The 15095-nt window shown below is 63.1% G+C and carries 14 protein-coding genes and 1 pseudogene; 7 read left to right on the forward strand and 8 right to left on the reverse strand.

The genetic code is table 11. The features are described from left to right. Positions 1-73: 73 nt before the first annotated feature. The 4 genes from trmB to ACF8EA_RS07300 form a co-directional block, all read right to left on the reverse strand. Entirely contained in the window at positions 74-796 is a 723-nt protein-coding gene (trmB, locus tag ACF8EA_RS07285; protein WP_019097204.1) for a tRNA (guanosine(46)-N7)-methyltransferase TrmB, read from the reverse strand. A 9-nt stretch (positions 797-805) separates the two neighbouring features. After that, a complete protein-coding gene (locus tag ACF8EA_RS07290) occupies positions 806-1618 on the reverse strand; it encodes a thiazole synthase (protein WP_003249091.1) in 813 nt (270 codons plus the stop codon). Positions 1619-1672: 54 nt separating this feature from the next. Further along, positions 1673-1873: a sulfur carrier protein ThiS gene (gene thiS / locus ACF8EA_RS07295; RefSeq protein ID WP_003249090.1), complete on the reverse strand. Its 201-nt coding sequence runs from the start codon at positions 1871-1873 to the stop codon at positions 1673-1675. 102 nt (positions 1874-1975) lie between these two features. Then, entirely contained in the window at positions 1976-2347 is a 372-nt protein-coding gene (locus ACF8EA_RS07300) for a DUF423 domain-containing protein (protein WP_021783659.1), read from the reverse strand. A 29-nt stretch (positions 2348-2376) separates the two neighbouring features. Here ACF8EA_RS07300 and mtgA point away from each other — a divergent pair. After that, a pseudogene (mtgA, locus tag ACF8EA_RS07305) lies at positions 2377-3125 on the forward strand (monofunctional biosynthetic peptidoglycan transglycosylase). Between the two features lie 328 nt (positions 3126-3453). On the opposite strand, the gene rpoH reads toward mtgA, so the two are convergent. From rpoH to ftsY, 4 genes are all read right to left on the reverse strand, one after another. After that, complete coding sequence (gene rpoH, locus ACF8EA_RS07310) at positions 3454-4308, reverse strand: RNA polymerase sigma factor RpoH (RefSeq protein ID WP_003249083.1); 855 nt, start codon at positions 4306-4308, stop codon at positions 3454-3456. 111 nt (positions 4309-4419) lie between these two features. Next, a complete protein-coding gene (ftsX, locus tag ACF8EA_RS07315; protein WP_021783657.1) occupies positions 4420-5445 on the reverse strand; it encodes a permease-like cell division protein FtsX in 1026 nt (341 codons plus the stop codon). After that, the gene (gene ftsE, locus ACF8EA_RS07320) at positions 5442-6113 is read right to left on the reverse strand and encodes a cell division ATP-binding protein FtsE (RefSeq protein ID WP_003249079.1); all 672 of its coding nucleotides are present in this window, start codon (positions 6111-6113) and stop codon (positions 5442-5444) included. The genes ftsX and ftsE overlap by 4 nt, the downstream gene beginning before the upstream one ends. 2 nt (positions 6114-6115) lie before the next feature. After that, the gene (gene ftsY, locus ACF8EA_RS07325; RefSeq protein ID WP_392521388.1) at positions 6116-7609 is read right to left on the reverse strand and encodes a signal recognition particle-docking protein FtsY; all 1494 of its coding nucleotides are present in this window, start codon (positions 7607-7609) and stop codon (positions 6116-6118) included. Between the two features lie 231 nt (positions 7610-7840). On the opposite strand from ftsY, the gene ACF8EA_RS07330 reads away from it, so the two are divergent. From ACF8EA_RS07330 to ACF8EA_RS07355, 6 genes are all read left to right on the forward strand, one after another. After that, entirely contained in the window at positions 7841-9196 is a 1356-nt protein-coding gene (locus tag ACF8EA_RS07330) for a pitrilysin family protein (protein ID WP_021783655.1), read from the forward strand. Beyond that, positions 9189-10679, forward strand: coding sequence for a M16 family metallopeptidase (locus ACF8EA_RS07335; protein ID WP_392521390.1), 1491 nt, complete (start codon positions 9189-9191; stop codon positions 10677-10679). Before ACF8EA_RS07330 ends, ACF8EA_RS07335 begins: the two co-directional genes overlap by 8 nt. Continuing rightward, positions 10679-11281 carry a 16S rRNA (guanine(966)-N(2))-methyltransferase RsmD gene (gene rsmD / locus ACF8EA_RS07340; protein WP_392521391.1) on the forward strand — a complete coding sequence of 201 codons (603 nt, stop codon included), beginning with the start codon at positions 10679-10681 and terminating at the stop codon, positions 11279-11281. Before ACF8EA_RS07335 ends, rsmD begins: the two co-directional genes overlap by 1 nt. A gap of 90 nt (positions 11282-11371) precedes the next feature. Beyond that, positions 11372-12673, forward strand: coding sequence for a M16 family metallopeptidase (locus ACF8EA_RS07345; protein ID WP_392521393.1), 1302 nt, complete (start codon positions 11372-11374; stop codon positions 12671-12673). Further along, complete coding sequence (locus tag ACF8EA_RS07350) at positions 12666-14036, forward strand: M16 family metallopeptidase (protein ID WP_392521394.1); 1371 nt, start codon at positions 12666-12668, stop codon at positions 14034-14036. Before ACF8EA_RS07345 ends, ACF8EA_RS07350 begins: the two co-directional genes overlap by 8 nt. Positions 14037-14096: 60 nt before the next feature. Continuing rightward, entirely contained in the window at positions 14097-15089 is a 993-nt protein-coding gene (locus tag ACF8EA_RS07355) for a hydrolase (RefSeq protein ID WP_392521395.1), read from the forward strand. Positions 15090-15095: the final 6 nt, after the last annotated feature.

A 15095-nucleotide genomic window follows, 5' to 3' on the forward strand; every position in this document is an offset into this window, starting at 1 on the left:
ACGCCCTTTTCAGGGCGTTTTTTTCGCCTGCATGCCTGCAAGCATCGGCACACCGAAAGGCCGTATCAGCCGATCAATCCACCTTCTCGAACTTCAAGTCCCACACCCCATGGCCCAGCCGCTCACCGCGGCGTTCGAACTTGGTGATCGGGCGCTCTTCGGGGCGCGGCACATAAGTGCCGTCTGCCGCACGGTTGCGATAACCCGGGGCAGCGCTCATCACTTCCAGCATGTACTCGGCATACGGCTCCCAGTCGGTGGCCATGTGGAACACGCCACCGGGCTTGAGCTTGCGACGTACCAGCTCTGCGAACTCCAGCTGGACGATGCGGCGCTTGTGGTGACGCGCTTTGTGCCAAGGGTCTGGGAAGAACAACATCAACCGATCGAGGCTGTTATCCGCCACGCAACGGTTCAGCACCTCGATGGCATCGCAGTCATACACCCGTAGGTTTTTCAGCCCCTGGGTCAGCACGCCATTGAGCAGCGCGCCAACACCCGGGCGGTGCACTTCCACACCGATGAAGTCCTGCTCAGGTGCGGCAGCCGCCATTTCCAGCAGGGAATGGCCCATGCCGAAGCCAATCTCCAAGGTGCGCGGGGCCGAACGGCCGAACACCTGGTCGTAGTCAACCGGGCTGTCAGCCAGTGGCAGGATGTACAGCGGGCCGCCTTGGTCCAGGCCGCGTTGCTGGCCTTCGGTCATGCGCCCGGCACGCATCACGAAGCTCTTGATGCGGCGGTGTGGGCGGGCGTCGCCGTCGGGGGTGATCGGCGTATCGTGCGATTCAGTCATCAGTTGCTCTTACTTGATCAGACCATCCAGCGGCGAAGAGGCGCTGGCATAGAGTTTCTTCGGCATACGACCGGCCAGATAGGCCATGCGACCCGCAACAATGGCGTGTTTCATGGCCTCGGCCATCAGCACCGGCTGCTGGGCATGGGCAATGGCCGAGTTCATCAGCACTGCCTCACAGCCCATTTCCATGGCGATGGTGGCGTCGGATGCGGTACCCACGCCAGCATCGACCAGCACCGGCACCTTGGATTCTTCCAGGATGATCTGCAGGTTGTAGGGGTTGCAAATACCCAGGCCGGTGCCAATCAGGCCAGCCAGCGGCATGACCGCGATGCAGCCGACTTCGGCCAGCTGACGGGCGATGATCGGGTCGTCGCTGGTGTAGACCATTACATCGAAACCTTCCTTGACCAGCACTTCGGCAGCCTTGAGGGTTTCGATCACGTTAGGGAACAGGGTTTTCTGGTCAGCCAGCACTTCCAGCTTCACCAGCGTGCGGGACTCGTGCGATTTGCGCCCATCGAGCAGTTCGCGGGCCAGACGGCAAGTGCGTACCGCTTCCACCGCATCAAAGCAGCCTGCAGTGTTCGGCAGGATGGTGTACTTGTCGGGCGACAGTACATCGAGCAGGTTCGGCTCGCCCGCGTTCTGGCCAAGGTTGGTGCGGCGCACAGCGACAGTGACGATTTCGGCACCCGAGGCCTCGGTGGCCAGGCGGGTTTCTTCCATGTCACGGTACTTGCCGGTACCGACCAGCAGGCGCGACTGGAAAGTACGCCCGGCCAGGGTGAAGGGCTTGTCGCTACGAACGTTGCTCATCGTTGTTCCTCGGGAAAAGGTTGCAGGGCTTGCTTGTGAACCGCCGGGCTGCTGTCAGCCGCCACCGATGGCGTGGACCACTTCGACCTGGTCGCCGTCATTCAGCAGCGTGCTGTCGTGCTGGCTGCGCGGCACGATATCCAGATTCAGTTCCACTGCAACACGGCGCCCGGTCAGTTCCAGGCGCGCCAGCAGGGCTGCAACGCTTTCGCCGGCAGGCAGTTCGTAAGGTTCACCGTTCAATTTAATGCGCATGCGCACGGCCACCATTGTTCTTTGGGGCCAGCATTCTAGCGCCGAACCGCCCTGCAACCCAAGGGCGGTGCGCGCCATTAGTCGTGATTGTGGACCACTCGGTCAGCCCAGCCGCCAGGCTGCCAGGCCCAGGCACAACCAGCCGCCGAGGAAGCACAAGCCACCAATCGGGGTGATGATGCCAAGCTTGCCGATGCCGCTGAGGGTCAGCAGGTACAGGCTGCCGGAGAACAGCACGATGCCCAACGCAAACAGGCCGCCGGCCCACCCCACCAGGCGCCCGGGCAGGTGCGCCGAGAGCACCGCAACGCCGAAGATCGCCAAGGCATGGACCAGTTGGTAAGTCACGCCGGTATGGAAGATCGCCAGGTAGTCAGCCGTCAGCCGGTTTTTCAGGCCATGAGCGGCGAAGGCGCCCAGGGCGACCCCGGTAAAGCCAAAAAAGGCGGCAAGCATCAGGAAGCTGCGAAGCATGGGACGACTCCTTGTATCGGGTCTGTATAATGGCCCCTTCCACCCTTAGGGCCAAGCCATCGACATGCTGTCAACGCTTATCCGTCGCCTTTCCCGTGCCCTGCTCTGGTTCGTTGCCTGCAGCATCGTACTGGTGCTGGTGTTCCGCTGGGTCCCACCGCCCGGCACGGCGCTGATGGTCGAGCGCAAGGTACAGTCTTGGGTGAGTGGTGAACCGATCGACCTGCAGCGCGACTGGGAGCCATGGGAGAACATCTCCGATCAGCTCAAGGTCGCAGTCATTGCTGGCGAGGACCAGAAGTTCGCCAGCCACTGGGGCTTCGACATCCCGGCCATTCAGGCGGCGCTGGCCCACAACGAGCGCGGCGGCAACATTCGCGGCGCCAGCACCCTGACCCAACAAGTGGCCAAGAACCTGTTTCTGTGGTCAGGCCGCAGCTGGTTTCGCAAGGGGTTGGAGGCCTGGTTCACCGCGCTGATTGAGTTGTTCTGGTCGAAGGAACGGATTCTCGAGGTCTATTTGAACAGCGCCGAGTGGGGCAAGGGCGTGTTTGGCGCCCAGGCGGCGGCGCGTTATCACTTCGGTGTCGACGCCAGCCGGCTCAGCCGCCAGCAGGCGGCGCAGCTGGCTGCGGTGCTGCCTAGTCCGATCAAGTGGAGCGCCAGCCGGCCGAGTGCGTATGTGGCCAGCCGGGCCAGCTGGATTCGCCGGCAGATGAGCCAGTTGGGCGGGCCCAGCTACCTGATGCAGCTCGACACGTCGCGCAACAAGCTTTGAGTTTTGCGGTGATGCGCAAATCGAGCGCCGCCCGCGCGGCGCATCGCGAGCTGCGCTCGCTCCTACGTTTGTTTCGGGCCCGTCATTCCTATGGGATTTGCGCGCGGTCGCCTTGGCGCATGCCACCATTCGCGTTGAACAAACAAGGCGGTCGCGCGCGCCTGTCACAGGCGTTACCGGCCTGAAACAAACGTAGGAGCGAGCGCAGCTCGCGATGCGCCGCGCGGGCGGCGCTCGACCTCACAGGCGCCACACCCCTCACGCCGAGCACAAAAAAAGCCGCTCACCCCATCAGGGCCAGCGGCTTTTCTTTACAACCAAGACTCGATCAGGCAGCGATCAACGCCTTGACCTTGTTCATCGCATTCTTCTCCAGCTGGCGAATACGCTCAGCCGATACGCTGTACTTGTCTGCCAGTTCGTGCAACGTGGCCTTCTCTTCCGCCAGCCAACGCTGATAGAGAATATCGCGGCTACGCTCGTCCAAACCTTGCAGCGCTTCGTGCAGGTTGCTGGTGGAGTTGTCACTCCAGTCGGCATCCTCCAGCTGCACCGCCGGATCGTAACGGTGGTCTTCCAGGTAATGCGCAGGCGACTGGAATGCACTGTCGTCGTCCGCTTCCGCTGCCGGGTCGAAGGCCATGTCCTGGCCGCTGAGGCGGCTTTCCATCTCGCGCACTTCGCGCGGCTCGACGCCAAGGCTTTCCGCCACGCGATGCACTTCGTCGTTGTTCAGCCACGCCAGGCGCTTCTTCTGGCTACGCAGGTTGAAGAACAGTTTGCGCTGAGCCTTGGTGGTAGCCACCTTCACGATACGCCAGTTGCGCAGAATGAACTCGTGGATCTCAGCCTTGATCCAGTGCACCGCGAACGACACCAGGCGCACGCCCATTTCCGGGTTGAAGCGTTTGACGGCTTTCATCAGGCCGACGTTGCCTTCCTGGATCAGGTCAGCCTGAGCCAACCCGTAGCCGGCATAGCTACGGGCGATATGTACAACGAAACGCAGGTGGGCCATCACCATCTGACGAGCGGCCTCGACATCCTGCTCATAATAGAGACGCTCGCCCAGATCACGCTCCTGCTCGACCGTCAGCAGCGGGATGCTGTTGACCGTGTGCACATAGGCTTCCAGGTTTGCACCGGGTACCAGGGCATAGGCAGGTTGCAACGATGTGGTCATTCAAGAACCTCCGACTTACAAAACTCGCACCTTGTGGGCGCTACCAACATTGACCTGGAACGACGGTACAAGTTCCGCAGTGAAGAAAATGTCAATGCTGACACGTAAAAACTATCGCGGCGCCAGCTCGTTCAAGTGGCGGGCGACTGCAATCCATGCACCGATATACCCCAACAACACTGCTCCGATCAAGAGCGACAGACCATCGGAAGCCGGAACGCCGCCCAGGGCGAAGTCACTGCCATACAGCCCGGAAAGCCCTACCACCGCCTCGTTCAGCCAGTTCAGGCCAAACGCCAGGATGCCCCACGCCAGCAGGCCTGCGCCCAGGCCATACAGGGCGCCCATGTACAGGAAAGGCCGGCGCACGTAGGCGTCGGTGCCGCCGACCAGCTTGATCACTTCGATCTCGATACGACGGTTTTCAATGTGTAAACGAATTGTGTTACCGATTACTAACAGCAGGGCAGAAATCAGCATCACGGCCAGACCGAAGACGAAGCGGTCACCCAACTTGAGGATGGCTGCCAGCCGCTCGACCCAAACCAGGTCCAGTTGCGCCACGTCCACCCGCGGCAGCTCCGACAGGCGCTGACGCAAGGCTTCCAGGGCCGGCTTGTCGACCTCGGTCGGAGTTACAACCACCACACCCGGCAGTGGGTTGTCTGGCAGTTCGCGCAGGGCCTCGCCCAGCCCGGACTGCTGCTGGAACTCCTCCAGCGCCTGCTCGCGGCTGACATACTGGGCGTCCGCCACGCCAGGCATGCCCTTGATCTCGTCGCGCAGCGCTTCGCCATCACGGCTGCCGGCATCAAGCTTGAGGTACAGCGAAATCTGCGCAGCGCGCTGCCACGAACCGCCAAGCTGCTCGACGTTCTTCAGCAACAAGGACAGGCCCATCGGCATGCTCAGCGCCACTGCCATCACCAGGCAGGTGAAGAAACTGCCAATCGGTTGCTTGCCCAGGCGGCGCAGGCTGTCGGCCAGGCTGGCACGGTGGCTTTCCAGCCAGGCATGCAGCAGGGTGCGGAAGTCCGGGCCATCATCGTCTTCCCCGCGTTTTTTCTTCGCAGGTTGCGGATCGGCCGGTTTCGGTGCGACCCGCTCGGAAACCTTCGGAGTACGTGTAGTGTTCATTGCCCGGCCTCCCCATCGCCGATCAAGCGGCCGCGTTGCAACGTCAGCATGCGGTGGCGCATGCGCGCGATCAGTGCCAGGTCGTGGCTGGCGATCAATACCGTCGTGCCCAGGCGGTTGATGTCCTCGAACACGCCCATGATCTCTGCAGCCAGACGCGGGTCGAGGTTACCGGTGGGCTCGTCGGCCAGCAGCAGAGCCGGCTGGTGAACGATGGCTCGGGCGATACCGACCCGCTGCTGCTGCCCGGTGGACAGGTCGGCCGGGAACAGCTCGCCTTTGTCGGACAGCGACACACGCTCCAGGGCCGAGTCCACGCGCTTGGCGATCTCGACCTTGGACAGGCCGAGAATCTGCAGCGGCAAGGCAATGTTGTTGAACACGGTGCGGTCGAACAACAGCTGGTGGTTCTGGAACACCACGCCGATTTGCCGGCGCAGGAACGGGATTTGCGCATTGCTGATCTGGCCCAGGTCCTGCCCTGCCAGCATCAGCTTGCCGCTGGTCGGGCGCTCCATGGCCAGCAACAGGCGCAGCAGGGTGCTCTTGCCAGCGCCCGAGTGGCCGGTGACGAACAGGAATTCGCCCCGGCGCGCCCGGAAACTCAGCTCATGCAAACCCACATGACCATTGGGATAGCGCTTGGCAACCTGCTCGAATCGGATCATGGTCAATCTCGCTCGGCGAACAGAGCCTTGACGAACGGCTCGGCTTCGAAGGTACGCAGGTCGTCGATGCCTTCACCGACGCCGATGAAACGGATCGGGATGTTGAACTGCTTGGCCAGGGCGAAGATCACCCCGCCCTTGGCAGTGCCGTCCAGCTTGGTCAGGGCCAGGCCGGTCAGCTCGACGCTCTGGTTGAAGTACTTGGCCTGACTGATGGCGTTCTGGCCGGTGCCGGCATCAAGCACCAGCAGCACCTCGTGCGGTGCCTCAACGTCGAGCTTGCCGATAACCCGGCGGACCTTCTTCAGCTCTTCCATCAGGTTATCTTTGGTGTGCAGGCGACCGGCAGTGTCGGCGATCAGCACGTCAACGCCACGGGCCTTGGCGGCCTGCACGGCATCGAAGATTACCGAGGCAGAGTCGGCGCCCGTGTGCTGGGCTATCACCGGAATCTGGTTACGCTCGCCCCACACCTGCAACTGCTCGACCGCCGCTGCACGGAAGGTATCACCGGCAGCCAGCATTACCTTCTTGCCTTCCAGTTGCAGCTTCTTCGCCAGCTTGCCGATGGTGGTGGTCTTGCCGGCGCCGTTCACGCCAACCACAAGGATCACATAGGGTTTGTTCTGGGCTTGTACGTTAAGCGGCTGCTCGACCGGGCGCAGCAGCGCAGCCAGTTCTTCCTGCAACGATTTGTACAGGGCATCGGCATCGGCCAACTGCTTGCGCGCGACCTTCTGGGTCAGGTTCTGGACAATGGCCGAGGTAGCCTCCACACCCACGTCGGCTGTCAGCAGGCGCGTTTCGATTTCGTCGAGCAGGTCGTCGTCGATGACCTTCTTGCCGAGGAACAGGCTGGCCATGCCCTCGCCGATGCTGGCACTGGTCTTGGACAGGCCTTGCTTGAGGCGCGCGAAGAAGCCGGGCTTGGCCTGTTCGACGGGTGCCGCAACAGGCGCCGCCGGGGCTGGTACCGCGCGTTCCGGGATTGCGGGCGGCGCTTTCGGCTCCAGGTCCGGCACCAGGGCGACGGGCTCTTCGGCAACCGGCAGCACCAGGTTGCTGACCGGCGCTGCGGCCTCGACAGGGGCAGACTCGACAGGGGCCGCCTGCAAGGGCATGGACGCGACCGGCTGCGGTGCAGGCGCCACCAGCGGCCGGGACGCGACCGGCTCGGGCTCAGGGGCCTGCAACGGCTGGGACGCAACCGGTTCTGGGACGGGGGCCTCGACTACCGGGGGCCGGGCGGGTGCGGCGACCGGCTGCGGCTCAGCCAGCTGTGGAGCCGCAGGGGCCTGAACGGGTTCGGGGGCCTGTGGCACTTCGGCGGTTGAGCCCTCGACCGGCGCGGCTGCAGACTGCTCGGCAGCGGGGGGTTCATTCGCGGGCACGCCCGCTCCCGCAGGTGGCTGCGGCTTCTTGCGAAACCAGCTGAACAGGCCTTTCTTCTCACCAGCCTCGGCCGGCGCTTTTTTGTCGTCGTTGGAACCAAACATGGAAGACGGCTATCTCAGGGTAGCGATGGGCCAGCGAGGGCCAATCAGGAATTCTCTCTACGCAGAACAGACTATCTTGAAGCCGGCTGGTTCATGCGCAACGTTTTGTCTTAGTGTCCTGTGGGCCAGAACGGCGACAGGCATGGTCGCCAGGCAACCGGATCAGTATCCTAGCACCTCCTGGCCCGCCGACGCTAAACCCAGCGGGCCGCCGAACAGGTTAAACACCGTATGAATGCTCTAGCCCGCCGCGCCGCTGGCCTGTTGCTCGGCACGCTCTGCCTGCCGCTCGCGGCATTTGCCGCCGATGTGCAACCCACCCACGAATTCATCCTCGACAATGGCCTGAAGGTTGTGGTCCGCGAAGACCATCGCGCCCCGGTGGTGGTCTCGCAGATCTGGTACAAGGTCGGCTCGAGCTACGAGACCCCGGGCCAGACCGGATTGTCCCATGCACTGGAACACATGATGTTCAAGGGCAGCGCCAAGGTCGGCCCCGGCGAGGCTTCGCGCATTCTGCGTGACCTCGGCGCCGATGAAAACGCCTTCACCAGCGACGACTACACCGCCTATTACCAAGTGCTGGCCCGCGACCGCCTGCCGGTAGCCCTGGAACTGGAGGCCGACCGCCTTGCCAGCCTGCGCCTGCCTGCCGACGAGTTCAGCCGCGAAATCGAGGTCATCAAGGAAGAACGCCGCCTGCGCACCGACGACCAGCCCAATGCCAAGGCATTCGAGCTGTTCCGCGCCATGGCCTACCCGGCCAGCGGCTACCACACGCCGACCATTGGCTGGATGGCAGACCTGGAGCGCATGAAGGTCGAGGAGCTTCGCCATTGGTACGAGTCCTGGTACGCCCCCAACAACGCCACCCTGGTGGTGGTCGGTGATGTCACCGCCGACGAGGTCAAGGGCCTGGCGCAGAAGTATTTCGGCAATATTCCCAAACGCGCCGTACCGCCAGCCAAGCTGCCCTTGGAGCTGGCCGAACCAGGTTGGCGCCAGTTGACCCTGCACGTACGAACCCAGCTGCCAAGCCTGATCTACGGTTTCAACGTGCCCGGCCTGCCCACCGCCAAGGACCCACGTACGGTGCATGCGCTGCGCCTGATCTCGGCACTGCTCGACGGCGGCTACAGCGCCCGCATGCCGGCACGCCTGGAGCGTGGCCAGGAACTGGTGGCCGGCGCTTCGTCCAGCTACAACGCTTTCACCCGCGGCGACAGCCTGTTCCTGATCTCGGCGACACCGAATGTGCAGAAGCAGAAAACCCTCGCCGACGTCGAGAAAGGCATCTGGCAGCTGCTTGACGAACTCAAGAGCACGCCACCCAGCGCCGAAGAGCTGGAGCGCGTACGCGCCCAGGTCATCGCCGGCCTCGTCTACGACCGCGACTCCATCAGCAGCCAGGCCACCACCATCGGCCAGCTGGAAACCGTCGGCCTGTCCTGGAAGCTGATCGACAGCGAACTGGACGAGCTCAAGCGCGTCACCCCGCAGGACATCCAGAACGCCGCGCGCACCTACTTCACCCGCGAACGCCTGAGCGTTGCCCATGTACTGCCTGAGGAGTCCGCTCATGAGTGATCGCCGCGCACCACGCCCAACCCTGCTGGCCACGGGCATTCGTGCCCTGGCGCTGGCGGCTGTGCTGGCCGCTCCGGCCATGGCCGATAACGCTGCCAAGGCCGACAGCAGCGCAGCCCGCCCGGCCAACACCTTGCAATCGCTGGCCGAACTGAATGGCAAGGCACCCAGCCGGCGTCAGTTGAACATCCAGCACTGGAACACCGCCGAGGGTGCCCGGGTGCTGTTCGTCGAGGCCCGCGAACTGCCCATGTTCGACCTGCGTGTCACCTTCGCCGCCGGCAGCAGCCAGGATGGCGGCACGCCAGGCCTGGCCGCTCTGACCAACGCCATGCTCAACGAGGGCGTGGCCGGCAAGGACGTCACCGCCATCGCCGAGGGCTTCGAAGGCCTGGGTGCAGACTTTGGCAACGGTTCCTACCGCGATATGGCCGTGGCATCACTGCGCAGCCTCAGTGCCAAGGACAAGCGCGAACCGGCCCTCAAGCTGTTTACAGAGGTAGCGGGCAAGCCGACATTCCCCGAGGATGCTCTCAAGCGCATCAAGAACCAGATGCTGGCAGGCTTCGAATATGAGAAGCAGAATCCGGGCAAGATCGCCGGCAAGGCCCTTTTCGGCAAGCTCTATGGTGACCACCCCTACGCCCACCCAAGCGACGGCACCGCAGAGAGCATCACGGGCATAAGCCTTGCCCAACTGCGCGCGTTCCACGCAAAGGCCTATACCGGCGGCAATGCGGTAATCGCCCTGGTCGGCGACCTCAGCCGTGCAGAGGCCGAAGCCATCGCCGCCCAAGTGTCTGCCGGCCTGCCCAAGGGCCCTGCGCTGGCCGCACCGGCCCAACCCACGGACGCCAAGGCCGGCCTGACCCACATCGACTTCCCGTCCAAGCAGACCCACCTGATGCTGGCCGAACTGGGGATCGACCGGCAGGATCCGGACTGGCCAGCCCTGTCGCTGGGCAACCAGATCCTTGGCGGTGGTGCCTTCGGTACCCGGCTGATGAGCGAGGTGCGGGAGAAGCGCGGGCTGACCTACGGCGTTTACTCGGCATTCAGCCCGATGCAGGTGCGCGGCCCATTCATGATCAACCTGCAAACCCGTGCCGAGCTCAGCGAGGGCACGCTCAAGCTGGTGCAAGACATTCTCGCCGACTACCTGAAGACGGGCCCGACCCAACAGGAGCTGGACGATGCCAAGCGTGAGCTGGCCGGCAGCTTCCCGCTGTCCAATGCCAGTAATGCCAGCATCGTCGGCCAACTGGGCGCGATCGGCTTCTACAACTTGCCGCTGACCTGGCTGGAGGACTTCATGCAACAGTCCCAGGCCCTCACCGTCGAACAGGTCAAGGCAGCCATGAACAAACACCTGTCAGCCGATAAACTGGTGATCGTCACCGTTGGCCCGAAAGTGCCACAAAAACCGCTGCCAGCACCCACTGACAAGCCCTCCGAGCAAACGCTCGGGGTACCGGAGCACTAATGCCAAGATCCACCCCTCCCGCCCGCCCGCAAGCGGGCAAAAGCAAGGGCCAGGGCCACCTGCGCATCATCGCCGGCGAGTGGCGCAGCCGCCGCCTGGCGGTGCCGGAAGGCGAAGGCCTGCGGCCAACGCCTGATCGCGTGCGGGAAACCGTATTCAACTGGCTGGCCCCCTACATCGAGGGTGCCCGCGTGCTGGACGCCTTTACCGGCAGTGGCGCTCTGGTGCTCGAAGCCCTGTCCCGTGGGGCCGAGGACGCCGTGGCGCTGGACAACAACCCTGCGGCCATCGCCAACCTGAAGAACAACCTCGAAATCCTGCGCTGTCCCCGCGGGCAAATTCTGCAGACCGACGCCCTGCGCTACCTGCAAGGCCCGGCCAAGCAGCAGTTCGATGTCGTGTTCCTCGACCCGCCGTTCCACCAGGACCTGCTGGCCAACACCTGCAACTTGCTGGAACAGAATCAGTGGCTGAGCGAGCAGGCCTGGGTCTACACCGAAAGCGAAGCGGCACCCTCGACCTTGCAGCTGCCAGGCAACTGGCGCCTGCACCGCGAGAAGAAGACCGGCCAGGTGCACTACGCACTCTGGCAGCGGGGCTGATTACCCGCGGGTTGGGTGTACTTAGTTACCGCACCCCACCTGCGCCATGGTTGAAGCTGCACCTTCATTTCCTGAAGGAGCAGTTCAACCATGGCCGAACACCCCTCCCCGCCGCTAATGGCGAGCTCGAAAGGTTCTTTTACCCTCGCCAACGGCCTGCACGTATGCCTGCGTGAAGACCACCGTGCGCCACTGGTCAGCGTACAGCTGTGGTACCACGTAGGCTCCAGCTACGAACCTGAAGGCCACACCGGCCTGTCCCATGCCTTGGAGCATCTACTGTTCGAGGGCAGCAGCAAACTGGCGCCTGGCCAGTACTCAACGCTCATGACCCGCTTGGGCGGCGACCCCAATGCATTCACCTATTCGGATGCCACGGTATTTCCGCTCACATTGCCAACCCGCCACCTGGAAATTGCCCTGGAGGCCATGGCTGATGTCATGGCCAGTGCCACCCTCGGCGATACGCCCTTTGCTCGGGAACTGGCAGTGGTCATGGCTGAGCGGCGCGAGGCAGTGGACAACAATCCTTGGGCATTGGCACTGGAACATCACGACCTGCTGGCTTACGGCAATAGTGGCCATGGCACGCCTGTCATTGGCCACATGTCAGATCTGGAGAGCCTCACTCCAGCCGCAGCGCGTACCTGGTACAAGACCTGGTATCACCCCAACAATGCCACCCTCGCCGTGGCCGGCGACATCAGCCTGCTACAACTGCAGACCTTGGTGACGCGCCACTTTGCGGCGATTCCCGCCCATCGCTTGCCGTTGCAGCCCTTACCCACAGGGCCCTCCTCCCAGGGCCGGCGCTTTCAGACGCTGCGCCTGCCAGGCTTGCACAACGGCGCGATCATAAGCTTCAAACTACCCAGCCAGCGTACCGCGCAGTCTGCCAGGCAGGCCTACGCGCTACGTCTGCTTCCCGATCTGCTTGCCAACGGCTACAGCAGCATCCTCCAGCGCAGGCTGCTGCTGGACGAACCAATCCTGCAATACATGAAAGCGACCTATGAACCCTGGCAGCGCGGTGACAGCCTGCTGACCCTTTACGCGTTCTGCAGCCCACATGTAACCCCGGAGACCGCGGCCGAGCGGCTGATGCAGGAGATCGAAGCGTTTCGCCAGTCAGCGCCAGCCAAGGAACACCTGCAACGTGCCAAGGCTCGTCTGCTGGCCAGGCTGATTTTCGAACGGGACGACATTGCCGAGCAGGCCCAAACCATGGGTAAACAGGCCGCCTGTGGCTTGCCGGTTATTTCGCTCGAGGAAGAACAACAGGCCATCGAGACCGTGACAGCCGAGCAGGTAGGCCTGGCTGCCTATGAATTCCTCACCGATTCCCGTGCAGCCTTCACGTTCACGCACCACAAGGAAAGCGCTCATGACTGACTCAACGACCCTGCAACAGCCTGCCGGGGCCAACAACCTCTACGGCGGGCTGCTCTCTGCCCAGGGACTTGACCTGGACCAGTTCGAAACCATCCATACACAGGTTCAAGCGTGGAAGACGACTGCGGGCACGGACGTCAAATTCGTTGAAGCACGGGAACTGCCAATCGTTGACGTGATACTACGGTTCAAGGCCGGCAGCACGCAGGACACTCTGTACCCTGGCCTGGCAGCCTTGACGCTCTCCATGCTCGATGAGGGTAGCCAGGCCTACACGGCTGCCCAGCAGGCTGAACACCTGGAGCACCTGGGCGCGGTCATGGAAAAACAAGTACGTCTGGAACATGCGACGCTGCGCCTTCGCAGCCTTAGCCCCCCTTCTCTGCTCGACCCGGCCCTGGCGGTGCTCACCGACCTCGTGGCCCACCCTGTCTTCCACCCAATGGCCCTGACCAAGATCAAGCGCCAGTTGCTGCAAAACCATACATCGCGCGAGCGGCTACCCATCCTCAGAGCACGTAGCGAAGTCTTCCGCCACCTGTTCAACGGGCATCCTTACGGCAACCCTCTGGGCAGCACCGCTCAAGGTATCGAGGCCATTACCCCTGAGGACTTGCGGGCATTCCACCAACGCGCCTACAGCGCCAGCAACCTTGAGATGGTCGTGGTAGGCGACCTTTCCCTTGCACAAGCCCAAGCCATCTCACAACAGATCAGCCAGGCCCTGCCGCAAGGCTGGTCGGCCACTGAACTACCGGCGGCCCCGGCGGCCCCCAGCGCGACGATAGCCGTCGAACAGGCTGGTGCCAGCAGTGCGGTCCTGCTGGCACTGCCCATGAACGTACCCGCCAACGATCCGGAGTTTCTGGCCCTGACCTTGGCAAGTGCTGTTCTGGGAGAGGGCCTCGAGTCGCGCTTGATGGTGGAGTTGCGCCAACGACGCGGCCTGACCTACGGCGTGTACACGCATGTATTGCCATTGAGTGCAGGCGGCCTGTTCACCGTGGAATGGGAGGTTGCGCCCCAGCATGTGCAGGGCACGCAGGCACTGGTAGAAACCCTGCTGCAGGCGTTCATCGACGAGGGGCCCACCCAGCGGGAGCTGCAACTGGCACGCAAACAGCTGGAAGGGCAGTTGCTGCGAGGAATCGCGCAGAACAGGCAACTCGCAACACTGCTGACGGAAGTAACCCATCAGCGACAACCTGCCGATCATCTCGACACGTACAGCGCCCGTATTGCCGAGCTTACCCCGGCAGATGTCCGAGCCGTCATGCAGCGCCGGCTGGCCCTGAGCCGCAAGGTGCTTGTCAGTGTCGGACCAGACGTTCAGCAACAGCCGCTGCCAGCCCCCGACCAATAGCGCAGGTACTGTGGCGCTGTTTCATGGCAAGCTAGCAAGGCACATCATGAGCCACCCAGCATGCCCAGCCACAACGCCACATTCCGTCCAGCCATCGGCCTATCCAATCCCCACCTGCAGACCCTGTGGGGGCCACTCTGGCGCAAGCTGCCTGAGCTGCAGCGTGACCGCGAGCGACTGTGGCTGGCCGATGGCGACTTCATCGACCTGGACTGGCATGGCCCGCACCAACCCCATGCGCCACTGGTCATTGTGCTGCATGGGCTGACCGGCTCGTCTCACTCGCCTTACGTGAAAGGCTTGCAGCAAGCGCTGCAAGGTCGCGGCTGGGCCAGTGTGGCCGTGAACTGGCGGGGTTGTTCAGGCGAGCCCAACCTGTTGCCGCGCAGCTACCACTCCGGCGCCAGCGAAGACCTGGCGGAAATTGTCAGCCATCTTCGCGCCCAGCGCCCGCTGGCACCGCTGTACGCAGTGGGTTATTCGCTGGGTGGCAATGTACTGTTGAAGTACCTGGGTGAGAGCGGCGTCGCCAGCCAACTGGAGGCAGCAGTTGCAGTATCGGTGCCCTTTCGCCTGGACCACTGTGCCGACCGTATCGGCCAGGGCTTCTCCAAGGTGTATCAGGCGCATTTCATGCGCGAGATGCTGGCATATGTTCAGCTCAAGCAGCGGCACTTCCACGCCCGGGGCCAGCACGAGCAGCTGGCGACACTGGAACGTCTGGGCCAACTCACCAACTTGCGCACATTCTGGGACTTCGACGGAAAAGTCACTGCACCGCTCAATGGCTTTCGCGATGCACACGACTACTATCGCCGCTCATCCAGCCACTTCTTCCTTGGCCAGAACCGCACGCCGACGCTGATCATCCATTCCAGCGATGACCCGTTCGTGTCCAGTCACAGCCTGCCGACGGCCCGTGAACTGTCACCACAGACCCGTTTCGAACTGCATGGCCGCGGTGGGCATGTGGGCTTTGTCGATGGCAGCCTGCGAAATCCGGGGTACTACCTGGAACGACGGATTCCGCAGTGGCTGGTGGACGGTAGCTAGCCTCAA

Source organism: Pseudomonas sp. YQ_5 (assembly GCF_043103305.1).
Lineage (GTDB): Bacteria > Pseudomonadota > Gammaproteobacteria > Pseudomonadales > Pseudomonadaceae > Aquipseudomonas > Aquipseudomonas putida_Y.